The organism is Agrobacterium sp. ST15.13.015, from assembly GCF_027871645.1.
GTDB classification, from domain to species: Bacteria; Pseudomonadota; Alphaproteobacteria; order Rhizobiales; family Rhizobiaceae; genus Agrobacterium; species Agrobacterium leguminum.
Genome location: NZ_JAQAHF010000005.1, coordinates 18,910 through 42,220 on the forward strand (window position 1 = coordinate 18,910; position 23,311 = coordinate 42,220).

The following is a 23,311-nucleotide window of genomic DNA, read 5'->3' on the forward strand; positions in this document are numbered from 1 at the left end:
CGTGAGGTGCCTGATGTCGACGACAAGCCACGATCAGGAAAAAACCGCCGTTCCGATCACGGGCGTCGAGGGAACGGCCATGTCCCTCGGCTCCAGCGGCCCGGAAAGATATGCCTGATGGCCGGCGTCTATGGCGCGGGCGAAAGCCTCCGCCATGCCGACCGGGTCTCCCGCACCCGCCACAGCCGTGTTGAGCAGAACGGCATCGTAACCGAGCTCCATCACCGTGACAGAATGCGACGGGCGGCCGATACCGGCATCGACGATCAGCGGCACATCCGGGAAACGCGCCCGCATGGATTTCAGCGCCGTCAGATTGAGCGGTCCCATGGCGCTGCCGATTGGCGCACACCAGGGCATCAGCACCTTGCAGCCTGCCTCCAGCAGCTTCTCGGCGACGACCAGATCGTCCGTCGTATAGGGAAAGACCTCAAAACCGTCGTCGCAGAGGATTTTTGCCGCCTCGACAAGTGCGAAGACATCGGGCTGCAGCGTGTCGTGATGACCGATGACCTCCAGCTTGATCCAGTTAGTGCGGAACACATCGCGGGCCATCTTTGCCGTCAGCACCGCTTCCTTGACCGTGTGGCAACCGGCGGTATTGGGCAGGATCTGGCGATCCAGCTCACGGATAAGCTCAAAAAACTGACCGCCCTTCTTGCCAGCCGCCGTTTCCCGGCGCAGTGAAATCGTCAGAATATCCGTGTTGCTCGCCCGCACGGCATCGGCAAGCACGGCAGGCGACGGATAGCGCGCCGTGCCGAGCAGGAGACGGGACGAGACCTCGCGGCCATAAAGCGTCAGCATGGTTTCAGCCTCCCTGCATCGGCGAGAGGACTTCGATACGGTCGAAAGCCTTCAGCTTATAATCGGCGCGCTCTTCCGTATGCACCAGATCGCCGTTTACCGCCGTCGCCAGCCACTCACCCTCGTATTCGAGGCTGGCGAGCAGGCCGGCCAGCGTCTCGGCGGCGAGATCAAGCTCGTCGCCATTCACCAGAAGTTTCATGATCCCGTTCCTTTTGAGAGAGAGTTTGACAGACGATTTCAGCCGCCTGCCGCGCCGTCGCCGGCGACAGCAGAAAGCCATGCCGGTGCGCGCCATTGATGAAAACTGTCCCGCCATCCTGCGTGACCTCCGGCAGATTGTCAGGATAGGCGGGGCGCACGCCGGTGCCTGTCTCGATGATTTCCGCTTCCGCAAAAGCCGGATGCACGGCATAGGCGGCATTCAGGAACTCCATCATCGAGCGGGCGGAAATGGCGCCCGCATCTTCCGTCTCGATCATCGTCGCACCCACCATGAAACGGCCGGGCTCGCGCGGCACGATGTAAAGCGGAATGCGCGGATGCAGCAGCCGGACGGGGCGAGACAGGGAAACCTCGCGCGTGGCGAGATAGAGCATCTCTCCCCGCACACCGCGAAGATCGGAAATCCCGCCGATTGCCGCAGAACCAGTGCAATCGACCACGCGGTCGAACGGCTCTTCATCCATCGGGATACCCATATGGAACTGCACACCCATGGTGCAAAGCCGTTCATGCAGCGATTTCAGTGCAAGACGCGGATCGAGATGCCCCTCACCCGGAAAATAAAGCCCGGATCGAAAGCGCCCGGCAAGATCTGGCTCCAGCGCGGCGATTTCGCCCTCATCCACCCAGCGATAGCCAGCGGTCCGCGATGCGAAACGCGAAAGCTCCGCCTTATCGCGGGCCGGCGCAACAACCAGCGTGCCGTTACGGACGACAAGACCGGGTGTCGCTTCATCCCACCAGTCGAGCGCCGTCTGACCGAGCGTCAGAACCGGCTCTTCAGCGCTTTCACGCTCGCACCATGGCGCCAGCATGCCGCCCGCATACCAGGATGCGCCGCGAGAGGGTTCGGCATTGCGCTCGCAAACCGCGACGGTAACACCGGTCCGCACCAGTTCGAAGGCCGCCGTCAAACCGGCGACCCCCGTTCCCTTGACCAGAACGCGCATGCTATTCGGCATCCGCCGGAGTCGCGAGCGGCATGTAAAGCTCACCGCCTTCCTTGAAGCGTGCGGCCATGGCCTCCAGTCCCTCCTTCTGCGCCTCGGCGCGGATATCGTGGGAAATCCGCATCGAGCAGAATTTCGGCCCGCACATGGAGCAGAAATGCGCGACCTTGTGCGCTTCCTTCGGCAAGGTCTCATCATGGAAAGAGCGCGCCGTATCCGGGTCCAGCGACAGGTTGAACTGGTCCTCCCAGCGGAACTCGAACCGCGCGCGCGACAGCGCATCGTCCCGCACCTGCGCCGCCGGATGACCCTTGGCGAGATCGGCAGCGTGGGCAGCGATCTTGTAGGTGATGACGCCGACCTTCACGTCGTTGCGATCCGGCAGGCCGAGATGTTCCTTCGGCGTGACGTAGCAGAGCATCGCCGTGCCGAACCAGCCGATCATCGCCGCACCGATGCCGGAGGTGATATGGTCGTAACCCGGCGCAATATCGGTGGTGAGCGGCCCGAGCGTATAGAACGGCGCCTCGCCGCAGGTCTTCAGCTGCTTGTCCATATTTTCCTTGATCTTGTGCATCGGCACATGGCCGGGGCCTTCGATCATCACCTGGCAATCCTTCGCCCAGGCGATCTGCGTCAACTCACCGAGCGTCTCCAGTTCCGCGAATTGTGCGGCGTCATTGGCGTCGGCAATCGAGCCGGGACGCAAGCCATCGCCCAGCGAGAAGGAGACGTCGTAAGCACGGCAAATATCGCAAATCTCGTCGAAATGCTCGTAGAGAAAACTCTCCTTATGGTGATGCAGACACCACTTGGCCGTGATCGAGCCGCCGCGCGAAACGATGCCGGTGACGCGGTTGACGGTGAGCGGGATGTAATGCAGCCGCACGCCGGCATGAATGGTGAAATAATCCACACCCTGCTCCGCCTGTTCGATCAGCGTATCGCGGAACACTTCCCAATTGAGGTCTTCGGCAATGCCGTTGACCTTCTCAAGCGCCTGATAGAGCGGCACCGTGCCGATCGGCACCGGCGAATTGCGGATGATCCATTCGCGGATATTGTGGATGTTGCGACCGGTAGACAGGTCCATGACTGTATCCGCACCCCAGCGGATCGCCCAGACCATCTTCTCCACCTCTTCCGCCATGGAGGAGGTAACGGCGGAATTGCCGATATTGGCGTTGATCTTGACGAGAAAATTGCGGCCGATGATCATCGGCTCAAGTTCCGAATGATTGATATTGGCGGGGATGATGGCCCGGCCCGACGCCACTTCCTGACGCACGAATTCCGCCGTGACGTAGTCAGGGATATGCGCGCCGAAGCTTTCGCCGTCACGCACAAGCTTTTCCCTGGCCGCCTCGCGCCCGAGATTTTCGCGGATGGCGATGAATTCCATTTCCGGGGTGATGATACCTGCCCGCGCATAGGCAAGCTGGGTTACGGCTTTACCGGCCGTGGCTCTGAGCGGCTGGTGGCGCACGGAAAATTCAGGCGTCAGGCGTTCGCCGGTGGCAAAGCCGTTATCCTCCGGCTTGACGTGCCGGCCGTCATAGGCCTCGACGTCGCCGCGCGCCACGATCCAGTCATGACGCAGACGCGGCAGGCCCTTTTCAATCTGAACGGTATGCGAAGGATCCGTATAGGGACCGGAGGAATCGTAAACCGTCACCGGCGGTTCACCCGCCGTCGGATGAACGGCGATCTCGCGCATCGGCACGCGGATATGGGGATGTAAAATCCCGGCTTTGTGGATTTTGGTAGAGGCGGCATGCGGCCCCGTAGTAACCGACAACGGGATATTCTTGGCAGCGATATTCATCTTGAGGCTCCAAAGTTTGACAGTGGAGACCCAGTTCGAGCCGGAATGATGGAAAATACCGCAGCGCCGACAGCGCAATGCACACGCCAGCCGACCTTCGGTCTTTGCACCGTCCCTACGCCAGTATGAACTGGATCAGGTTCAACGGGTCACTGCGCATGAAAGCAGAATCTCAGCCCCTTGACGGGACACCCCTGGTGAATGGCCACAGCAAAAAACACCGACCGGCATTTGTCAAGGCCGACGATCCATGCTTGGCAAAGGTGCGGGAATGGCGCATGCTGCCGTTAGTTGTAATTAACCTAACGGTTTAGGCGAATATTATCGTTTGCAACGTAACGATAAGCACAAACCATCCTGATGTGAAATTCATGGGAGATACGTCGGAATGAACGCGACTATTCGTGAAATACTGGCCAAATTCGGCCAGCTTCCAACCCCTGTCGATACGATTGCAGATGAAGCCGATCTTTATGCGGCAGGCCTTTCTTCCTTTGCATCCGTGCAATTGATGCTCGGCATCGAAGAAGCATTCGATATCGAATTCCCCGACAATCTGCTGAACCGCAAGTCATTTGCGAGCATCAAGGCCATTGAAGACACCGTTAAGCTCATTCTGGATGGTAAAGAGGCAGCCTGATGAACGTCACCGTAGCGCCGCAGGATGAAACGCTGTCCGCGCGCGCGGGCCGTGTCGCGGCAATTGCCGCCAAACACGCGGATGATGTGGATGTCACCGGCCGTTTCCCACAGGAAGCCGTCGACGCCTTGCGACAGGAACGCCTGCTCGGCATCCAGGTCCCCTCTTCGCTGGGCGGCGAAAGCGCGTCCTTACAGGAGATCGCCGATATCTGCGCCCGGCTCGGCCAGGCCTGTTCGGCAACCGCGATGATTTTCGCCATGCACCATATCAAGGCATCCAGCCTGGTGGAACACGGCGAGACGAGCGCGTGGCATGCCGGCTTCATGAGCCGCATCGCCGGCGAACAGCTTCTGCTCGGCTCCGCCACCACCGAAGGCGGCATTGGCGGCAATCTGCGCAACTCCATCTGTGCAATCGAGGTCGAAGGCGATTTCTGCCGGCTGGAAAAGGACGCCACCGTCATTTCCTATGGCAGCAATGCCGATGCGATCCTCATCACCTCGCGCGCCCACAAGGATGCCGCGCCCGCCGATCAGGTGATGACGGTCTTTCTGAAAAACCAGTACACGCTCGAAAAGACCCATGTCTGGGATACGCTCGGCATGCGCGGCACCTGTTCGGACGGCTTCCTGTTTCGTGGCGAAGCGCCGGCGGCGCAGATATTCCCGAAACCCTTTGCGGAAATCGCCGCACAATCCATGCTTGCAAGCTCGCATCTCCTGTGGAGCGCCGTCTGGTATGGCATCGCCTCGGATGCGGTGCTGCGCGCCCAGTCATTCGTCAGAGCCGCGGCGCGCAAATCGCCCGGCACCGCTCCTCCCGGCGCGATCCGCCTTGCCGAGGTTTCCACCAAGCTGCAGGTCGTGAAATCCAACATCATCGCCGGCATCAAGGCTTACGAGGACACCAAGAGCGACCCCGAAAAACTGATGTCCATGGCCTTTGCCGTCGCCATGAACAATGTGAAGATCTGCTCTTCGGAAACCATTCTCGAGATCATCGACCATGCCATGCTGGTCTGCGGCATCATGGGCTACAAGAACGGCACGCCCTATAGCCTCGGCCGGCACCTGCGCGACGCGCATTCCGCCCGCCTGATGATTTCCAACGACCGCATTCTCGGCAATTCCGCCAATCTCCTGCTGGTTCACAAGCAGGACACCAGCCTCTTGGGATAAAACCATGGACATGCAAACATCGTTTCTCGATCGACTGTTCGAAGAAGGCCTGCTGATTGAAACCGGTGTGGACGGTCTTTATGGACGCAGCGGCCAGTTCGAGGATGTCATTGCCGCATTCGAGAGGCTGATCGACCGCACGGGCGGCGCTGACGGCGCCGAAGCGATCCGCTTTCCGCCCGGCATCAACCGCGCCTATTTTGAAAAGAGCGGTTATATGAAGAGCTTCCCACAGCTCGCCGGCACGGTCCATTCCTTCTGCGGCTGTGAGCTTGACCATGTCAGCCTGCTGAAAACCATGGACGAGGGCGGCGACTGGACCAAGGACCAGAAAGCCACCGACATCGTGCTGACGCCGGCGGCCTGTTATCCGCTTTATCCGACGATCGCCAAGCGCGGCGCGCTGCCTGCCGGCGGCGGTCTCTATGACATCCAGTCCTATTGCTTCCGCCACGAGCCCTCCAAGGATCCGGCCCGGCAGCAGCTTTTCCGCATGCGCGAATATGTTTGCATGGGCACCGAATCCGACGTCACCGAATTCCGCCAGACCTGGATGGATCGCGGCGTGGAGATGATGAAAGCGGTCGGGCTAGACGTCACCATCGATATCGCCAACGATCCCTTCTTCGGCCGCGCCGGCAAAATGCTCGCCAACAACCAGCGCGACCAGAATCTGAAATTCGAGCTCTTGATCCCGGTCACATCGACGACCAGCCCGACGGCCTGCATGAGCTTCAATTATCATCAGGATGCCTTCGGCCAGAAATGGGGCCTCAACCTCGCCAATGGCGATGTCGCCCACACCGCCTGCGTCGGTTTCGGCCTTGAACGCATCGCGCTGGCGCTGTTTGCCCTTCATGGTCTCGACGTGAAGAAATGGCCTGCGAAGGTCGTGGAAACGCTCTGGGGCTGATCATTCATGCGGCAGATTTTTCCCGGTCTCGATCCCAAAAACTATGTGCAGCATCCGCTCCATTCCTCCGAGAGAATGTGGCCGGAGACCAATTGCTACATCGATTTATGGATCGAGGTGCTGGCCTCGAAAGGTCTGCCGCCGGAAGCCATGTTCGGTTTCACGCTCACGCAGGATTTCGAAGGCGACCAGTTCACCTTCTTCAAGGTGCCGCTGGAAGACCTCGAGGCGCTTTATGGCGTTCGCGCCACCGAACTTGCGATCTTCGACAGCGTGGAAAACCACATCGAGGCGCAGCTCGCACGCGGCCGCATCTGCCTGATCGAGATGGACAGCTTCTATATGCCGGATACCCATGGGGTGGGCTACCGGAAGGAGCATGGCAAGACCACCATCGCCATCAACCGGCTCGACCTCGCGAAGCGCGAACTCGACTATTTCCATAACGCCGGCTTCTTCCACCTTTCAGGTGAAGATTTTGACGGCCTGTTCCAGCATCATCTGGCCGAGACCGACCCGCCATTCCTGCCCTATACCGAATTTGCGAAATTCGCTGATAGCAGCCCCTCGCCCGCACATATTCGCAAGACGGCCGAACGGCTCCTGAAGTTTCATTTTTCCAGACGGCCCTCCGCCAACCCGGTCCGTGCTTTTGCCGGCGTTTTTCCGGCGCAGGTGGAAAAGGTCGCTGACCGACCCTTCGGCTTTTTCCACAAATATGCCTTCAACACGCTGCGCCAGCTCGGCGCCAATTTCGAACTGGCGGCAAGCCACTTCGAATGGCTGGACGCGGAGGGTTTTTCTGAAGCAAGAGACCACGCGCTCAAGATTTCCGAGGTTGCCAAGACCGTGCAGTTCCAGCTCGCCCGCGCCGTCACGCGCCGCAAATTTGATGCGCTGGCCACCGTGCTCGATCCGGCAGCGGATGCGTGGGATGGTGTGATGGAAGCGCTTTCGACTAAACTCACTGATGCCAGCGAGGCCGCGTGAGGACTTATCTTCCCGGCGAGAGCGAGGAATTGCTGAGCGAAGGCTGGACGCTGACGCTGACACCCGCCGATGCCTGCGAGACGCCGTCCGATATTCCCGCATCGCTTGAAAGCCTTCACGTCTCCGTTCCCGGCACGGTGGCGCAGGCTCTGGAAGCGGCTGGAAAATTCGACCGCCTTGCCCCGGCGCCTCTCAATGACAGGGATGCCTGGTATCGGCTGACGATGATTTCCGATACGCGCGAACGCGCCACCCTGCGCTTCGACGGTCTCTCCACCATTGCCGAAATCTTCTTCAACGGCGAGCTGATCGCCGCGAGCCAGAGCATGTTCGAAAGGCTGGAAGTGCCGGTCGAACTTACGGGCGCGGACGAGCTTTGCATCTGCTTCCGGGCGCTTGCGCCGAGGCTTGAAAAAACCGGTCCCCGCGCCCGCTGGCGGCCGCAGATGATGAATACCCAAGGGTTGCGGCTGATCCGCACCACCGCACTCGGTTACATGCCCGGCTGGTGCCCGGAAATCCACGCCGCCGGCCCATGGCGGCCCATCAGTCTGATCAGACGGGACGCGGTGCTTTGCACGCTCCGATCTTCGCTGGACGAGGCAGGAACGGCAACGGTCGCCATCTCGCTGGAAACCAACCGGCCCATAAAATCGGCACGGCTTGGCTGTGCGGGTTATAGTGCCGATCTTTCCAGGGATGAGAACGGCAAGTTTTCCGGCGAACTCCATATACCCGAAGTCGAAACATGGTGGCCGCACACCCATGGCAGGCCTGCGCTGCACGACACGCTTTTGGAATTGGACGGCGAACAACATAGGTTGGGGCGTACCGGCTTCCGGCGGGTCGAGATCGATCATGGCGAAGACGGTGAGGGTTTCGGCCTCAAGGTGAACGGTCAGCCGGTCTTCTGCCGTGGCGCGGTCTGGACAACGGCCGATATTGTGCGCCTGCCGGGAACCGGGGCGGATTATGAGCCATGGCTTCGAAAAGCCGCGGAAGCCGGCATGAACATGATCCGCATCGGCGGCACCATGGCTTATGAGACTCCGGAATTTTTCGCGCTTTGCGACGAACTCGGCATCATGGTCTGGCAGGACGCCATGCTCGCCAATTTCGATTATCCGGCAAAGGACGAGAGCCTGCGCCAGCATATCGTCACGGAAATCTCGCAGTTCCTCGAAGCCACCGCGCTTTCTCCATCGCTCACCGTCTTCTGCGGCGGCAGTGAAATGTACCAGCAGGGCGCGATGCTCGGTCTGCCGGAACAGATATGGAAGGGAACGCTCACCGAGGAGGTTCTGCCGGAACTCCTTGCCGAGAAGCGGCCGGACACAGCCTATGTCGCCAATTCCCCCTCCGGCGGCGCATTGCCCTTTTTTCCCAACGTCGGGGTCGGCCATTATTACGGCGTGGGCGCCTATTGCCGCCCGCTGGAAGATGCGCGCCGCGCCGATCTGCGCTTCGCCGCCGAGTGCCTCGCCTTCGCCAATATTCCCGAGCAGGAAACGCTGGATAGATATCTACCCGGCGTGGCCGTGCACGATCCGCGATGGAAGGCACGCGCACCGCGCGATCGTGGGGCGTCCTGGGATTTCGAGGATGTTCGCGACCATTATCTAAAGCTGCTCTACGACGTCGAACCGGATGTTCTGCGTCGCGAAGACGGCGGCCTTTATCTCGACATGTCCCGGGCCGCCACGGCCGAGGTCATGGAGGCGACTTTCGCCGAATGGCGGCGCAGCGGCTCCTCCTGTCAGGGCGCTCTGGTCTGGACCCTGCAGGATCTCGTTCCCGGCGCAGGCTGGGGTGTCATCGATGCGACCGGCAGGCCCAAATCCGTCTGGCACGCGTTGAAAAGGGCGTTCCGCCCCATTCAGGTTACTTTTTCCGATGAGGGCACGAACGGGCTGGATATACACCTCGTCAACGAGACCGGCGGCGGCCTCGAAGCCATGCTGGAACTGACCTGCCTGCGCGAAGGTGCGCAACCCGTCGTCCACGCCAAACGACCGCTCACGCTTTCGCCGCGACAGAGCCGGACCATTGCCGCAACAGATTTGTTCGGCGCCTTTTTCGATACGACCTATGCCTATCGTTTCGGCCCTCCGTCCCATGATGTAACGGTCGCCCGGCTTCGCGACGTTGCGACAGGACACGTCATCGCGGACGCATTCCATTTCCCTCTGGGCCGTAAAAAGGCGCTGCACGCCGCAAACCTTCAGGTCGCGATCAGTGAAACGAGCGGCAACTGGTTTCTTGAAATCGGCACGGACCGGCTGGCACAGTCCGTCCATGTCGAGGTGCATGGTTATTACGCCTCGGAAAACTGGTTCCATCTCGGCCCCGGCGAAACCAGAAAAATCAGCCTCCTGCCGGAGACCCCGGCGACGGAAACCCCTCCTTCCGGAGAGGTCGTGTCACTGGGTTCCAGCCGGCGATTTTCCTTCTAGGGCATGACAGCCAAGGCATTTTTACCGCAAATGCGCGAGAGCCAGCCGCTTCACCGCGTCGATATAGATTTGTCTGGCTTCCGGCGTTGAAAGATTGTGATCGGCATCGGGAATAATGGTCAGCGACACGTTCTTATAGGCCGCCAGTCCTTTGCCATTGGCGTCGAAGTAATATTGGAAGTGCTCCAGACCATCGTCGTTGTCGCTGTAGAGCAGATGAACGGCGGTATCAGTCGCCTTCAATTTGTCGAACGCACCATAGACGGCACGCCCTTCCTCGCTGCCCCTGCGGAACAGCCTCGCCGTTTTTGTCGAAAGCCTCTTGATCGTCGCCTTGACGATGTTCCGCCCCGCACTTGCCACATCGACATCGCCGCTGATGAGACGCTTGAATGTCGCGCCCTGACGAAAACGCTGGCTGTATTCCCCAAAGGAACGCGGGCGTTTATGCAGGGCCTCATCCACCGAGCGGCCTTTGCGCCAATGGAAGACGACCGGATTGACCGCGACCACGGCGTCGATCCGCTCATCGGCGATTGCGCCGTTGAAGGCGAGATAAGCGCCGCTGCACCGGCCCGCCGCAATGAAAGGTCCCTTGCCGCGCTTGCCGAGAAAATCGAGTGCGGCAGCCACGTCGTCATTCTGCGCGGCATCGTAAAGAACCTGCTCGGGCACGTTTTTGACCGGAGGGCTGTCGGCAATATTGGCCGCGTCGAAGCGAAGCGATGCCACCCCCTCGCGCGCCAATGTACGGGCCATCTGCACGGAAAGCCTGCCCCAACCCGCATGCCGGTCATAGGCGGCGCCAAGCAGAAGAACCGAAGAAACCACCTCCCGGTCGTCAGGCCCGCAAAAAATACCGAAAAGCCGTCCGCCTTCTCCAAATTGCACCGGCTGCTCGACAAAACCGCGCCCACGCTGCGGGGCATTGACTGTGAAATCCTCCTGGAAGATCGCCGGACTCTCGGCATGGGTCTGGGAGAGAACCCAATCGACCAGCCGGTTGACCACATCGTCGGATATTTTCGAAAGCGTAGGGCTGGAAACGAGATCGTCGTAACCTGAAAACTCCGCCTCCTCCACCGCACCGCCCATCGCAACGAGATGCCTGGCGAAATCGGCATCGGTTACGCGGCCCGGCCGGGAAAGCGCCAGAATGCTGCGCGCCGGAGCAGCGGTCAGATTTGAAAGATTGGCCTTCCTGATCGCATCCGCAACACCGGCAGGCATGGCCATACCGGCAATCGATCCCGCCTCCGTCATCCGTTGCGCGGGCCGGAGACCGAGGCCATCGTCGATCATGGAGGACCACATCGCCAGCTCACGCAGATAGGCGCGGCCGGAAACCACAGGCGCCAGAAGCGCCATGGAACCCACTTCAGCCACATCGGCAAACGCCTGTGCAGCAATCAGGCAGCCAAGGCCCTGAGCGACAACGACCACTTCGGCGCAGCCGGAAAGACGCTTCAGACAGTTGAGCGCCGAGCGCGCGTCGGAAATCCAGTCCGCTGCACGGCCCGCATCGTCAGGGTCGAAGGCGTCACCCGCGCCCAGATAGTCGAATCGCAGGCTGGCAACACCGCAAGCGGCCAGCCGCTCGGCCAGTACCCGTTGAAACTTGCGGCTGCACAGCTCCTCCATGCCCCATGGGCTGACGAAAAGAACGGCGTGGCGCTGTCTGACGTCTTCGCGCGCTGGATGGAAAATCCCGGTAAGTCCATCAAAAGAGACCGGATGCGCAACCGCCCCATTCGAGGCAATGCCGGAAAGCGACAATGCATCAAGAGACGGATCGCTGCCTGTACGCTCTGAAATATCTATCGCCATCGACCTTGCCATCATTGCGCCAGTGTCTGGCTCAACCATTACGGGATCATTGTATCGAAGCGTCTTACCGCCGGATCTACAATAAAAACAACAACATTAGAGAAGTCTAAAAATATAGTCGCATTTATATCCATTGCCGCCCGTACGGTGCAAAAATGAACGCCGGGATGGCGGGCAAGTCCAGGCGAGGCCGCTATTTTACTCGAAACCGCTTGAATATACTGATAAATAGCGAGTCCCATACCTATTTGCAGGAGGAGGTTGCGCCACCCGGCCACCGGATCGTCTAGACACCGCGCAAACCAACACGCCGGGCCACGCCCGACAGGTCATAGAAGTTTTATATGGAACAAAGCCTTACGCGTTATATCTGGTCGCACACGAGGCGGCAGCAGCTTTTCATTCTGCTGATCGTGGCCCTGTCGATGATCCCCTATTTCCTCGCCTTCGACCTGCCCAAGCAGATCGTCAACGGCCCAATTCAGGGGGATGGTTTCGAAGGGGCGAATGCGACGCAGCTTTTCATGCATCTCACGGTCGATATTCCCTACTGGGGCACCGTGACATTATTCCCCGGGCTCGAGCTCAACCGCATGTCGATGCTGATGGCGCTCAGCCTGACGTTCCTTGCGCTTGTCATCATCAACGGGCTCTTCAAATATTACATCAATACCTATAAGGGCCGTCTTGGCGAGCGGCTTCTGCGGCGCATCCGCTTCGAGCTCATCGACAAGATCCTGCGATTCCCACCCTCCCATTTCAAGCGGGTCAAAGGCGCGGAAATCTCCAGCATGGTGAAGGACGAGGTGGAGCCGCTCGGCGGATTTACCGGCGACGCCTTCGTGCAACCGGCCCTTCTCGGCGGCCAGGCGCTCTCCGCGCTCTTCTTCATTCTCGTTCAGAATTTCTGGCTGGGCCTGATCGCGGCTTTCATGGCTGCCATTCAGGTGGGCATCATTCCCAAAATGCGCCGCCGCCTCATCGAGCTTGGCCGCCAGCGGCAACTCAGCGCCCGCCAGCTTGCCGGACGCATCGGCGAAATGGTTGACGGTATCGGCACCATTCATGCCTATGACACGTCCAATTACGAGCGGGCGGATGCCTCACACCGTCTCGGCGACATCTTCAAGATCCGCTACGATCTCTACCAGTGGAAGTTTCTGGTCAAGTTCATCAATAACTTCCTCGCACAGCTCACTCCCTTCTTCTTTTATGCGCTCGGCGGTTATCTCACACTGAAAGGCAGCCTCGATGTCGGGCAGCTGGTCGCCGTCATCAATGCCTATAAGGAACTGCCCGGACCGCTGAAGGAACTGATCGACTGGGATCAGGCGCGTCAGGACGTGCAGGTGAAATACGAGCAGGTCTTCGAGCAGTTCGATGCCCCGAACATGATCGACGAGAAGGTGCAGAAACTGTCTCCCGGCGCAGTCGCGGCGATCAGCGCCCCGATCGTCGTCGCCAATCTGACGCTGGAGGATGACAGCGGTAGCCGGCTTCTGGAACAGGCATCGCTGAAGGTCGAGCCGGGCGAGGTGATCGCCATCGTCGGCGGCTCGGGCGCCGAAGCGCTGGCGGATGCGATCGGCCGCACGCTCTGGCCAACCTCGGGCAAGATCAGCATCAACGACGTCGACATATTGGAACTGCCGGAATCGCTGACCGGGCGGCGCATTTCCTATGTGTCCTCGGACAGCTATTTCTTCCACGCCAGCCTGAAAGACAACCTGCTTTACGGCCTCAAACACGCCCCGCTTGCGGACAGGAACTATGAGGGGTCAGCGCTGGAACATCGCAAGTGGGAAATCCGCGAAGCAAAGATGGCGGGCAATCCGCTGATCGATATCAACAGCGAATGGATTGACTACGCTTCGAGCCCGGCCGGCGACGGCAGGCCGGAAAATCTCATCCAGGCCATTCTGGCTGTCCTCGACAGCGTGGAACTGTCGCAGGATATTCTGGAGTTTGCGCTGCGTTCGTCGATCGACCCTTTGACCGACCTGCATCTTGCCGCGCGCATCGTTGAGCTGCGGCATGTGCTGCGTGCGGAGCTCGAAAAGGAAAATCTGAGCGGCCTCATCGCACCCTTTGAACTGGAGAGCTATAACAGCGAGGCGACGGTCGGCGAAAACCTGTTGTTCGGCACCATGCGGGATTCTTCCCAGACAATCCGAACCGTCATCGAAAGCGACTATTTCCGCTCCCTGATGCGCGAAACCGGCCTCGTAAAAACCCTGTTCGAGATGGGTTACACGATTGCCGAAAACATCGTGGAAATCTTCGCTGACCTGCCGGGAGACCACCCCTTCTTCCAGCAGCTCACCTTCATGACGCCCGACGACATTCCGGTCTATCAGCAGATGCTGCAACGTCTTCAGAGCCGGAGTTTCGACGAGGCCAATGAAAGCGAAAAGCGCGCAATGCTGCGGCTCAGCTTCTTCTACATCGAGCCTCGCCAGCGTTTCGGTCTGCTGTCGCCGGAGATCATGAACCGGATCGTCGAAGTCCGGCACATGTTCCATGAAAACCTGCCCGACAGCCTGAAAAACGTGATCGAAATCTACGATCCGACCAAATATATGAGCGCCACCAGTCTGCTGGACAATATCCTGTTCGGCAAGGTCAGCCATCGCTACACCGACGCCTCGCGGCGCATCACCCGCATCGTCGCCGATGTCATGCGCAAGCAGGGTGTCTATGAACGCGTGCTGGCGGTGGGCCTGGACTTTAACCTCGGCGCGGGCGGCAAGCGGCTTGGCCCGCTCCAGCGCCAGAAGCTCAATCTCGCACGGGCGCTGATCCGCAAATCCGATTATTACGTCTTCAACCGCCCTCTTCCCGGCCTCGATCCCCGACAGCAGGAGGAAATTGTCGAGCGGGTCATCACACTCCTGAAACAGAACAACAATAACCCGTCGATCATATGGGTTCTGTCGAACGCGACGCTCTCCCGCATGTTCGAGCGGGTGATCGTTGTTCACCAGGGCCTGATCACCGCCGACGGAAGTTACGAGACTCTCGCCGAGGAAAACGGTACATTCAAGGATATGGTCGCAACATAAATCCAAGAAGGTGACCGAGGTGGAACAAGAACAGGGTAAGTCAATGCTGTTTAAAGACGAAATTCAGATGCTGAAAAGGGTGCCGTTTTTTTCGGAAATGGAACCGTCAAAGCTCAAACTACTGGCATTCGCATCCGACCGGGTGTCCTATCATGCTGGCGACGTCCTGTTTCGTCAGGGAGATGTCGGCGATGCGGCCTATGTCGTCTTGACCGGAAAAGTCGATGTTCTGGTCGATTCCCCATCGGGCACGCTGAAAGTGGCCGAAATGACCGGCAATGCCATTGTCGGCGAAATCGCTATCCTCTGCGATAGCGTCAGAACCGCGACCGTTCGCGCCTCTACCAATGTGGAAGCCCTGCGCATCGGCAAGGAACAGTTCTTCAAGCTCATGTCCGATTTCCCCGACATCACGATCAAGGTCATGCGCGTTCTGGCCGAACGCCTTACCCAGACGACGGCGGAACTGAGCAAAGCGCGGGCAGGTGCCCGGACATAAACGACGATTCCTTGCTACCTTGAATGGCGATATTGGAAAAATAAATGTCGTACTATTGCAATATAAATGAAATGCTGACTGAATAAGGGGTAAAGGCGTCCGCCAGAAACGAGCGGATATAAGAATCTATAGAGACAACGGGCTTCATGGGAGGAAAGCGTGCAAGATTCCGTTGTTATTGGGGTGTGTCATGGCGTTCGATTCCGACACAGCAAGTCGGGAAAGTAATAGAAATTTTCGGGTAAAGATCTGGGGTGCGCGGGGAACGCTTCCTGTTTCAGGTGAAAACTTCCGAAAATACGGCGGAAATACCATCTGCATCGAGGTGAGATGCGGCGATCGCGTTCTTTTGTTCGATGCGGGTTCGGGCTTGCATCCCGCTGGCCTTGCGCTGCGGGCGGAAGGCATTACCGACGTCAACCTGTTCTTCTCGCATTGTCATTACGACCACATTGTCGGCTTCCCCTATTTCAAGCCCTTTTATAACAGCTCCAACGATGTCGCCATCTGGTCGGGCCACCTCGCCGGCACGATGACCACCCGGGAAATGCTCAAGGACTTCATGAGCCCGCCGTGGTTTCCCGTGCCGCTGGAAATCTGCTGCGCAAAAATCGACACGCGGGACTTCATGCCGGGCGATACGCTCGATGTGCATCCCGGCCTTTCGATCAGAACAGGAATGCTCAACCATCCCGGCAACGCCATCGGATATCGGCTGGACTGGGAAGGAAAGTCCCTCGCCATCATCACCGACACCGAACATGAGCCGGGCGATATGGACGAAACCGTGCTCGACCTGATCAGGGATGTCGACCTTTTCCTCTATGACGCCATGTTCACCGATGAGGAAATGAGCCTTTATCGCGGCTATGGCCATTCGTCCTGGCAACAGGCGATCCGCCTCGCCAAACACGCCGGCGCCAAAAATGTCGGCTTCATCCACCACGCCCCAAGCCGCAGCGACGAAGAACTGGACACTATCGAAAAACAGGCGAAAGCCCAGTTCAGTGGCGCCTTCGCGGCCATGGACGGCCAGATCATCGAGCTCTGACGCAATCCGGCTCCGGCGAGGTCGACCTGTCCGACCGCTTTTTTGAAACCCTGAATTCGACAACTCTTGCCATGCGGGCGTTCGAACACGCACAATTGACCGTTTCCGATCGATTGCTCCACGATATTGCCACGAGACAGCCTGCAATAAGGGTGCCACCGCATACTACATGATGATTCTGCGCTGAATGACCACATGATGGGATTTGCATGATCCGTTTCTTTTCGGAGACCAATTTGAGACGCGCCCGGATTTTATCCGGCCTCATCATATTTGCTTTCGTATTTTCCCATCTTTTCAATCACTCCCTCGCACTCATCTCCATCGATACCGCCGAACGGGCGCGAAAATGGTTCAGCCTGATCTGGCTCAACCCCGTCAGCAGCCTGCTTTTTTATGGTTCGGTTCTGGTGCATGTCTGTCTTGTTCTGCGCTCGCTTTATCTGCGCAGAACGCTGCGCATGCCGCTCCGCGAAGCGCTTCAGGTTATCTTCGGCCTGTCCATCCCGTTCCTGATCATCGGCCACGCCGTCAATATCCGCGTGTCGCACATGCTTTATGGCATCGATGTCGGCTATTATTCGGTCATCCGCAGGCTGTGGATCAACAACCCGATACAGGGCGCCTGGCAAAGCCTCGCCTTGATCGTGATCTGGGTCCACGGATGCATTGGCCTCTATTTCTGGCTGCGCTACCGGGACTGGTATCCGCGGATAGCCGGGCTGTTCATGACGGTGGCCGTGATGCTGCCGCTCCTGGCGCTGCTGGGCTTCAGCGATGCCGGCCGCTGGCTGGCGGAAATCGATGAAAAATATGCGCTTCCGCCCGGACTTGCCGACAATACGATTCAAAAGGACGAGCTGCCACTGCAGCGGGAAATGGAAACACGGATCCGTTTCATCACCGGCACGGCGGAGACGTTGTTCGTCGGCGCGGTAATGCTGGTTTTCGCCATGCGTGGCCTACGCAGCTTTCGGCAACGATTGACGGCAATCGAAATCCGCTATGAACATGGCGCGCAGGCACATGTACCTGCCGGGCTCAGCATTCTGGAAGCCAGCCGCCTTGCGGGAATTCCGCATTACTCCGTCTGCGGCGGCAAGGGACGCTGCTCAACCTGTCGGGTCAAGGTTCTGAACAGCAAAGGCCCGTTACCGCCACCGGGAGACATCGAGCAAACCACATTGAGGCGCATCCATGCCGATTCGGATGTCCGGCTCGGCTGTCAGCTACGCCCCACCAGCGATATTGATATCGCCCTTCTCGTTTCGCCGCCCCAGCAAAGCGACCTGCCGGCCGATGCACAACCGGCCCGCCCCGGCCGGGAAGAAGAAATCGCCATCCTCTTTTGCGATCTGCGCAACTTCACCACGCTTTCCGAAGCGAAGCTGCCCTATGATGTCGTCTTCCTTCTGAACCGCTATTTCACCATCGTCGGCCAGGCCGTCGAACAGGCGGGAGGCCATCTCGACAAATTCATCGGCGATGGCGCCATGGCGCTTTTCGGACTTGGTGAGGACGCGGAACATGCCTGCCGCAACGCCATGAAGGCGGCCGCGACCATATTGCGGGATATAGCAATCCTGAACGAGGGGCTGGAGAAACAATTCGCCGTCCGTCTGGAAGTCGTCGTCGGCATTCATTCCGGTCCGAGCATCGTCGGCGTCATGGGATATGGCGCGGCCAAAACCCTGACGGCCATCGGCGATACCGTCAACGTGGCAAGCAGGCTCGAATCCAAGGCCAAGGAATTCGGTGCAGCCATCGTTGTTTCCGAACCGGCCATCATTCAGGCGGGACAGGAGATTGCCGATCTCAGAAGCGAAGAAATCGCCATTCGCGGCCGCAACTCGCAAATGAAGGTCTTCCTGCTCTCGAAAGAAGAGAGCGAGCGCTATTTATGAGATAGCCCCGACACACCTGTCGGGGCGCGCGATCTCAAATCTTGCGATAGAGAAAATAACGGTCCGTCGGCACGCTTGCCGGCACCGGCAGCGGCTTCAACATGGGATGATCCAGAGGCAGACCGCTGACCGCGAGACCGCCTTTCGCCAGCATGCCCGCCGCAAGATCGGGCAACCATGTGAGGGTAACCGCATCCTTTTCCGGATAGCCCGTGCCGATATCGGCATGCACGAACGCCGCTTCCGTGCCGACGAAAGCCGGAGCGGTTTGCGATATTTCACCGATCACCAGATCTTCCTGTGCCGGAACGGAGGAAGCATGCGCACCCATGGCCCTGTCGAAAGCGATGATGCGGCGGTTAGGGAACAGTTCCCGCAGGTGATTGAAGGTGCGCCCGTTGCCAAGGCCGATTTCCATGAGCGCGCCTTCATCCGGCAGATCGAGATCGGCTGCGACATGGTTGAGGATATCGCGCTGCGCGGTCAGCCGGCGAATGAAACTATCGAGTCTGCTCATGTTATCAGGCCTTGATGATGTGTTTTGCGGCTATATCCCGACGCGCGAAAACATTGCGCGTGTCGATGATAAGCGGCGCCCATTCGCTTAGAGCGGCATAATCCACATTGTCATGATCGGTCGCAACGAGAACGGCGTCGAAAGCGCCGATCGCCTGCCTGTCCCACGGCACGGATTTCATGCCCATCAGGTGGCTATATTCCCGGGTTTTCGGGATTTCGGCTACGTGAGGATCGAAATAGGCCGCTTCGCCGCCACGCTCCTGAATAAGCTCGATGAGCTTCAGAGAGGGGCTTTCGCGAATATCCGGCACATTCTTTTTATAGGCGAGGCCGACGACCAGCACCTTCGAGCGGCTGAGCGCTTTGCCGGAATGAATATCGAGCGCCTCCGCGACCCGCCCCATGACGTGACGCGGCATGCCGGTATTGATCTCGCCGGCCAGTTCGATGAACCGCGTCGGCAATTCATATTCGCGCGATTTCCAGGTGAGGTAGAAAGGATCGATCGGTATACAATGGCCGCCAAGGCCCGGGCCGGGATAAAACGGCATGAAACCGAACGGCTTGGTCTTCGCCGCATCGATCACTTCCCATATGTCGATACCCATCGCCTCGTAAACGACCTTGAGTTCGTTGACGAGCGCAATATTGACGGCACGGAAGACGTTTTCGGTGATTTTGACCGCCTCGGCCGTGGCATTTGTCGAGACGGGGACGATCTTTTTGACCACCGAACCGTAAAATGTAGCCATCAGCTTTCCGGCCGCCTCGCCATCGCCAGCGACAACCTTCGGAATGGTCGAAGTTTCGAAATCGCGATTGCCGGGATCTTCCCGTTCGGGTGAAAAACCGATGAAGAAATCAACGCCGGAGACAAGCCCCGTGCTTTCCAGAATGGTCTTCACCACCCCGTCAGTCGTGCCGGGATAAGTGGTCGATTCCAGAACCACGAGCTGGCCCTTGCGCAGATGGGCGGCAATATCGCGACAGGTCTTTTCGACATAGGAAAGGTCCGGCTCGCGATATTTCGTGAGGGGCGTTGGCACGCAGATGGCGATGACATCGCATTCGGCCAGCCTGGAGAAATCCGAGGTGGCGACAAAGCCGTCATCCTGTCTCACACTCGCCAGCACCTCGTCGGAAACGGCCTCGATATAGCTGCGTCCGGCCTCGATCGCGGTAATTTTACCGGGATCGATATCGAAACCGACAACCTTGAAACCGCCCCTGGCGATCGTCATGGCAAGCGGCAGACCGACATAGCCGAGGCCTATCACCCCCGCTTTGGCGCTTTTGTTTTCAATGCTGGAAAGCAGGTTCCGGGAAATGTCTGGGGAAGTCAAAGCGTGTCACGCTCCGCGCATGTGCAAAAGATGCCTTTCAGTTGGGCAAGAATGACGGACCTGTCAAGGCTCGGCCCTTTCAAATTCCGGTTGACGCCCTAGCCACCGCCAACGCACAACCGTCGCCATGAAGATCGCCTTTTATGCGCCGCTCAAATCTCCCAACCATCCCGTTCCCTCCGGTGACCGGCTGATGGCCCGTTTGCTGATGATGGCGATCACGATGGGCGGTCACGATGTTTCCGTCGCTTCGGAACTGCGCAGCTTCCTGAAACAGCCCGATGACCCGGCAAGGGCGTTGGTCGCCGATGAGGCCGAGCGCGAAATCGAGATCGTCACACGGCGCTGGCGACGGGATGGCGTGCCGGATCTCTGGTTTTGTTACCACCCCTATTACAAGGCGCCGGACTTACTCGGACCGGAACTAAGCAAACGTTTCGACATCCCCTATGTCAGCGCTGAAGCGTCCTACTCGCCGAAACGGAATGGTATGGGATGGCAGGCGGTTCAGGATGGGTTGCTGGCCGCATTGAACGCCGCCGCCATCAATATCTGCTTCACCGCGCGGGATCGTGAAGGGCTTGTGCGGGCCTCGCCCACCCTTCGCTGGGCCATGCTGCCGCCTTTCATCGATACTGGGGCTTTTCTCAAGAACACGCCGAAGCCGTTACCCGCAAGGCTCATCACCGTCGCCATGATGCGGGCGGGTGACAAACTCGACAGCTATCGCGCCCTTTCCGAAGCGCTCGCCCTGTTGCCGCAGGATCTCGACTGGACGCTGGATATCGTTGGCGACGGACCGGAACGCACGGCCGTAGAAGCCATGTTCACAACGTTTCCCAACCACCGTCTCGTCTGGCACGGGGAAAAAACCGCAGCCGAGATCGCAATGCTCCTTTCAAAAGCCTCTCTCTATGTCTGGCCGGGCCGTGGCGAGGCCTATGGTCTTGCCTATCTCGAAGCGCAGGCTGCCGGCCTGCCCGTTGTGGCCGAAGAAGTGGCTGGCGTCCCCGAGGTGGTAAAATCCGGCGTCACAGGATTACTGACACCAGAAAATGATAGAGCCGCCTATGCCGAGGCGATTAAAACCCTGCTCGGCGACGACAGACAGCGCGAAGAACTGGCACAGGCGGCCCGGCAATTCGTGAGGGACGAACGGTCTCTGGAAAATGCCGCAAAAGAACTGAACCATATCCTGCTGCAAGCAAAGGCGCGAAGATCATGAGTCTGGAAAAACTCGTTGCGGCACTGGACGAATGCGGGCGGCGCGGCATATCCGCCGATCTCTGGCTTCGGGACGACGATGCGGTGGAGCCGACGCCCGCGCTCGACACGTTGCTCGATCTTTGCGGCGGCTTCTCCGCTCCGGTCACGCTCGCGGTCATCCCCGAGATGACGACCGATAAGCTCGCACGGCATCTGGATGTGTCGGACATTGCCCAGGTCGCCGTGCATGGCTGGTCCCATACGAATTATGCCGGCGAGAAGGAAAAGAAACAGGAACTCGGATCGCATCGCGATCCCGCTGTCGTTCTCGATGAATTGCAATCCGGACTGGATAAACTCCACGACCTGCATGGCGGGCGTTTGGTGCCGATGCTCGTGCCGCCGTGGAACCGCATAGATGCCGATATCGTGAAGGCACTGGCGGGCCTCGGATATCGCGCCCTATCCGTTTTCGGCCCGGAGAAAAGCACCCTGCCGCCCTGCCTGAACACCCATGTCGATGTAATCGACTGGCACGGCAGTCGCGGTGGCCGTAACGACGACGTGCTCTTCGCCGAGACCGCCGCCCGCATCCTGACGACCGCCGAAAACGGCGGCACCACCGGCATCCTCACCCACCATCTCGTCCATGACGACAATGTCTGGCGCTTTCTGAGACGGCTTTTCGAGGTGACCGCCGAACATACCGCCGCCCGCTGGCGTTCTTCGAAAGACCTCGTCGACGACATCTCACCATGATTTCCAGGCGATCAGCAACCCGCTCGCCTCGGTAGAAAGTTCCCGCCTGACCGCTTCCACCGTCTCAAAGGGGGCGCGGTCGGGAAGGGACGCGGCAACGAACCCCGCCGGCGCAAGGCTGATACTTCCCGCGCGGGCGACGATGGTGAAGATCAAGGGGCCGGTCGACCACCAGGCAGGCGCGCGCGGCATGTCTTCGATAATCCCGGGAAAGGCTTCCAGCATCCTGCTGAAAACCGGATGTCCGGCAGGCGCAGCGATGAAGGAATTGGCAAGCAGCATGCTGCCCTGCCCCGTGTCCCGCGGCGTTTTTTCGTCAAACACCGTCAGCCCCGCCAGAGGCAGGAATGTATCGAAACTCACATCGTCCCGCGCCGGATACCAGTCGCAATCGAGATAGATACCGCCAAACCGCTCCAGCAGAATATAACGGGCCACGTCCACCGCGCCCGGATAATCGCCCTTGTCCAGCATGGTTTTGAAGACGCCGTTCGAAAACACGCCCTCCCGCTCAAGATCGGCCTCCCGCCAGAGCCGATAGTCGTAACCATGGTTCGAAGCGTGGGCGGCCCATGCCTCAACCGATACCGGCGGGGCTTTTTCCCCGATCCATATCTGATGGATGAGCCTTGGCACATCTTCACGGCTTTTGACGCTGATCGTGCGACGTTCTTCCGTGGAAAACCGCGCATATTTCTCCAGCACCTGTGGGGGTGGAACAAGCGTATATTGATAACCGATCTTCGCGACCATATCGCCCTCGGCCTTGGCGAGGCGCAGCCGTGCCGCGTGCAGCCGGCGCGGCAGGCCGAGCACCGTTTGCTCACCCATCAGGTGGCCGTCCTTTGCTGCAACCAGCGATAAGAGAAGCGCATTGGCTTCCGCATACTGACCGCCATTTTGCAACTGCCGGGCCTTATCCAGCTGGGCATCGTAATATTTCTTGTCGGACATGGATCCTCATCCAGAAACGCTCGTTAACATATCGCCAAACAAAAGGCGTCAGGCAAGCCGTCGTGTTTCGGAAGCCGGCTTTGAATTCGCTAAACAATTCGATGTTTCAGAGGCATAGACAGACAACACACCCTGCGATAACGTGGATTTAAGCCCTCCTGAGCAAATTGTCACAAGGCAACGATAAAGAGACGGCAAGGAAC

The 23,311-nt window shown here is 59.1% G+C and carries 19 protein-coding genes and 1 riboswitch; of the genes, 11 read left to right on the top strand and 8 right to left on the bottom strand.

Annotation, left to right across the window (positions count from 1 at the left end):
• Positions 1 to 33 precede the first annotated feature (33 nt).
• The 4 genes from PIB16_RS09330 to thiC are packed head-to-tail and all read right to left on the bottom strand — an operon-like array spanning position 34 to position 3,807.
• Positions 34 to 807: a thiazole synthase gene (locus PIB16_RS09330; RefSeq protein WP_142844333.1), complete on the bottom strand. Its 774-nt coding sequence runs from the start codon at positions 805 to 807 to the stop codon at positions 34 to 36.
• Positions 808 to 811: 4 nt separating this feature from the next.
• A complete protein-coding gene (gene thiS, locus PIB16_RS09335) occupies positions 812 to 1,009 on the bottom strand; it encodes a sulfur carrier protein ThiS (protein ID WP_271045500.1) in 198 nt (65 codons plus the stop codon).
• On the bottom strand, positions 978 to 1,982 hold the full coding sequence (thiO, locus tag PIB16_RS09340) for a glycine oxidase ThiO (protein ID WP_271045501.1): 1,005 nt from the start codon (positions 1,980 to 1,982) through the stop codon (positions 978 to 980). The genes thiS and thiO overlap by 32 nt, the downstream gene beginning before the upstream one ends.
• 1 nt (position 1,983) lies before the next feature.
• Complete coding sequence (gene thiC / locus PIB16_RS09345) at positions 1,984 to 3,807, bottom strand: phosphomethylpyrimidine synthase ThiC (RefSeq protein ID WP_271045502.1); 1,824 nt, start codon at positions 3,805 to 3,807, stop codon at positions 1,984 to 1,986.
• A gap of 94 nt (positions 3,808 to 3,901) precedes the next feature.
• Positions 3,902 to 4,013, bottom strand: a riboswitch (TPP riboswitch).
• A gap of 182 nt (positions 4,014 to 4,195) precedes the next feature.
• On the opposite strand from thiC, the gene PIB16_RS09350 reads away from it, so the two are divergent.
• Genes PIB16_RS09350 through PIB16_RS09370 form a run of 5 tightly spaced genes read left to right on the top strand, consistent with a single transcriptional unit; the run spans position 4,196 to position 9,984 of the window.
• Positions 4,196 to 4,447, top strand: coding sequence for an acyl carrier protein (locus PIB16_RS09350; RefSeq protein WP_003504852.1), 252 nt, complete (start codon positions 4,196 to 4,198; stop codon positions 4,445 to 4,447).
• The gene (locus PIB16_RS09355; RefSeq protein WP_065657002.1) at positions 4,447 to 5,628 is read left to right on the top strand and encodes an acyl-CoA dehydrogenase family protein; all 1,182 of its coding nucleotides are present in this window, start codon (positions 4,447 to 4,449) and stop codon (positions 5,626 to 5,628) included. The genes PIB16_RS09350 and PIB16_RS09355 overlap by 1 nt, the downstream gene beginning before the upstream one ends.
• Positions 5,629 to 5,632: 4 nt before the next feature.
• The gene (locus PIB16_RS09360) at positions 5,633 to 6,541 is read left to right on the top strand and encodes an amino acid--[acyl-carrier-protein] ligase (protein ID WP_271045503.1); all 909 of its coding nucleotides are present in this window, start codon (positions 5,633 to 5,635) and stop codon (positions 6,539 to 6,541) included.
• A 6-nt stretch (positions 6,542 to 6,547) separates the two neighbouring features.
• The gene (locus PIB16_RS09365; protein WP_080856796.1) at positions 6,548 to 7,531 is read left to right on the top strand and encodes a DUF1839 family protein; all 984 of its coding nucleotides are present in this window, start codon (positions 6,548 to 6,550) and stop codon (positions 7,529 to 7,531) included.
• Positions 7,528 to 9,984, top strand: coding sequence for a beta-mannosidase (locus tag PIB16_RS09370; RefSeq protein ID WP_271045504.1), 2,457 nt, complete (start codon positions 7,528 to 7,530; stop codon positions 9,982 to 9,984). Before PIB16_RS09365 ends, PIB16_RS09370 begins: the two co-directional genes overlap by 4 nt.
• 21 nt (positions 9,985 to 10,005) lie before the next feature.
• Here the strand turns inward: PIB16_RS09370 and PIB16_RS09375 are convergent, their stop codons facing one another.
• Positions 10,006 to 11,811 carry a serine aminopeptidase domain-containing protein gene (locus PIB16_RS09375; protein ID WP_271045505.1) on the bottom strand — a complete coding sequence of 602 codons (1,806 nt, stop codon included), beginning with the start codon at positions 11,809 to 11,811 and terminating at the stop codon, positions 10,006 to 10,008.
• 344 nt (positions 11,812 to 12,155) lie between these two features.
• On the opposite strand from PIB16_RS09375, the gene PIB16_RS09380 reads away from it, so the two are divergent.
• From PIB16_RS09380 to PIB16_RS09395, 4 genes are all read left to right on the top strand, one after another.
• The gene (locus PIB16_RS09380; RefSeq protein ID WP_271045506.1) at positions 12,156 to 14,873 is read left to right on the top strand and encodes an ABC transporter ATP-binding protein; all 2,718 of its coding nucleotides are present in this window, start codon (positions 12,156 to 12,158) and stop codon (positions 14,871 to 14,873) included.
• Between the two features lie 43 nt (positions 14,874 to 14,916).
• A complete protein-coding gene (locus PIB16_RS09385; protein ID WP_065656995.1) occupies positions 14,917 to 15,372 on the top strand; it encodes a cyclic nucleotide-binding domain-containing protein in 456 nt (151 codons plus the stop codon).
• 190 nt (positions 15,373 to 15,562) lie between these two features.
• Positions 15,563 to 16,423: an MBL fold metallo-hydrolase gene (locus PIB16_RS09390; protein WP_080856800.1), complete on the top strand. Its 861-nt coding sequence runs from the start codon at positions 15,563 to 15,565 to the stop codon at positions 16,421 to 16,423.
• Between the two features lie 209 nt (positions 16,424 to 16,632).
• Positions 16,633 to 18,327 (top strand): adenylate/guanylate cyclase domain-containing protein, encoded by a 1,695-nt coding sequence (locus PIB16_RS09395; RefSeq protein ID WP_080856801.1) that lies wholly within the window; start codon positions 16,633 to 16,635, stop codon positions 18,325 to 18,327.
• Positions 18,328 to 18,361: 34 nt separating this feature from the next.
• Here PIB16_RS09395 and PIB16_RS09400 read toward each other — a convergent pair whose 3' ends face one another.
• Both PIB16_RS09400 and PIB16_RS09405 read right to left on the bottom strand, forming a co-directional pair.
• Positions 18,362 to 18,844: a class I SAM-dependent methyltransferase gene (locus tag PIB16_RS09400; protein ID WP_078052412.1), complete on the bottom strand. Its 483-nt coding sequence runs from the start codon at positions 18,842 to 18,844 to the stop codon at positions 18,362 to 18,364.
• Positions 18,845 to 18,848: 4 nt separating this feature from the next.
• Positions 18,849 to 20,189: a nucleotide sugar dehydrogenase gene (locus tag PIB16_RS09405; RefSeq protein ID WP_271045507.1), complete on the bottom strand. Its 1,341-nt coding sequence runs from the start codon at positions 20,187 to 20,189 to the stop codon at positions 18,849 to 18,851.
• A gap of 127 nt (positions 20,190 to 20,316) precedes the next feature.
• Here PIB16_RS09405 and PIB16_RS09410 point away from each other — a divergent pair, with 127 nt between their 5' ends.
• Both PIB16_RS09410 and PIB16_RS09415 read left to right on the top strand, forming a co-directional pair.
• Positions 20,317 to 21,414 (top strand): glycosyltransferase family 4 protein, encoded by a 1,098-nt coding sequence (locus tag PIB16_RS09410; protein WP_271045508.1) that lies wholly within the window; start codon positions 20,317 to 20,319, stop codon positions 21,412 to 21,414.
• On the top strand, positions 21,411 to 22,154 hold the full coding sequence (locus tag PIB16_RS09415; RefSeq protein ID WP_080856803.1) for a polysaccharide deacetylase family protein: 744 nt from the start codon (positions 21,411 to 21,413) through the stop codon (positions 22,152 to 22,154). Before PIB16_RS09410 ends, PIB16_RS09415 begins: the two co-directional genes overlap by 4 nt.
• Here PIB16_RS09415 and PIB16_RS09420 read toward each other — a convergent pair.
• Positions 22,146 to 23,108 carry a glycosyltransferase family 32 protein gene (locus tag PIB16_RS09420; RefSeq protein ID WP_271045509.1) on the bottom strand — a complete coding sequence of 321 codons (963 nt, stop codon included), beginning with the start codon at positions 23,106 to 23,108 and terminating at the stop codon, positions 22,146 to 22,148. The genes PIB16_RS09415 and PIB16_RS09420 overlap by 9 nt on opposite strands.
• Between the last annotated feature and the right edge of the window lie 203 nt (positions 23,109 to 23,311).

Coding starts and splice junctions, on each gene's coding strand:
- PIB16_RS09365 (WP_080856796.1), top strand. CDS start 6,548: ATGCGGCAGATTTTTCCCGGTCTCGATCCCAAAAACTATGTGCAGCAT.
- PIB16_RS09360 (WP_271045503.1), top strand. CDS start 5,633: ATGGACATGCAAACATCGTTTCTCGATCGACTGTTCGAAGAAGGCCTG.
- PIB16_RS09385 (WP_065656995.1), top strand. CDS start 14,917: ATGCTGTTTAAAGACGAAATTCAGATGCTGAAAAGGGTGCCGTTTTTT.
- thiC (WP_271045502.1), bottom strand. CDS start 3,807: ATGAATATCGCTGCCAAGAATATCCCGTTGTCGGTTACTACGGGGCCG.
- PIB16_RS09395 (WP_080856801.1), top strand. CDS start 16,633: ATGATCCGTTTCTTTTCGGAGACCAATTTGAGACGCGCCCGGATTTTA.
- PIB16_RS09410 (WP_271045508.1), top strand. CDS start 20,317: ATGAAGATCGCCTTTTATGCGCCGCTCAAATCTCCCAACCATCCCGTT.
- PIB16_RS09330 (WP_142844333.1), bottom strand. CDS start 807: ATGCTGACGCTTTATGGCCGCGAGGTCTCGTCCCGTCTCCTGCTCGGC.
- PIB16_RS09390 (WP_080856800.1), top strand. CDS start 15,563: ATGGCGTTCGATTCCGACACAGCAAGTCGGGAAAGTAATAGAAATTTT.
- PIB16_RS09380 (WP_271045506.1), top strand. CDS start 12,156: ATGGAACAAAGCCTTACGCGTTATATCTGGTCGCACACGAGGCGGCAG.
- PIB16_RS09375 (WP_271045505.1), bottom strand. CDS start 11,811: ATGGCGATAGATATTTCAGAGCGTACAGGCAGCGATCCGTCTCTTGAT.
- PIB16_RS09420 (WP_271045509.1), bottom strand. CDS start 23,108: ATGTCCGACAAGAAATATTACGATGCCCAGCTGGATAAGGCCCGGCAG.
- PIB16_RS09355 (WP_065657002.1), top strand. CDS start 4,447: ATGAACGTCACCGTAGCGCCGCAGGATGAAACGCTGTCCGCGCGCGCG.
- PIB16_RS09415 (WP_080856803.1), top strand. CDS start 21,411: ATGAGTCTGGAAAAACTCGTTGCGGCACTGGACGAATGCGGGCGGCGC.
- thiO (WP_271045501.1), bottom strand. CDS start 1,982: ATGCGCGTTCTGGTCAAGGGAACGGGGGTCGCCGGTTTGACGGCGGCC.
- thiS (WP_271045500.1), bottom strand. CDS start 1,009: ATGAAACTTCTGGTGAATGGCGACGAGCTTGATCTCGCCGCCGAGACG.
- PIB16_RS09350 (WP_003504852.1), top strand. CDS start 4,196: ATGAACGCGACTATTCGTGAAATACTGGCCAAATTCGGCCAGCTTCCA.
- PIB16_RS09400 (WP_078052412.1), bottom strand. CDS start 18,844: ATGAGCAGACTCGATAGTTTCATTCGCCGGCTGACCGCGCAGCGCGAT.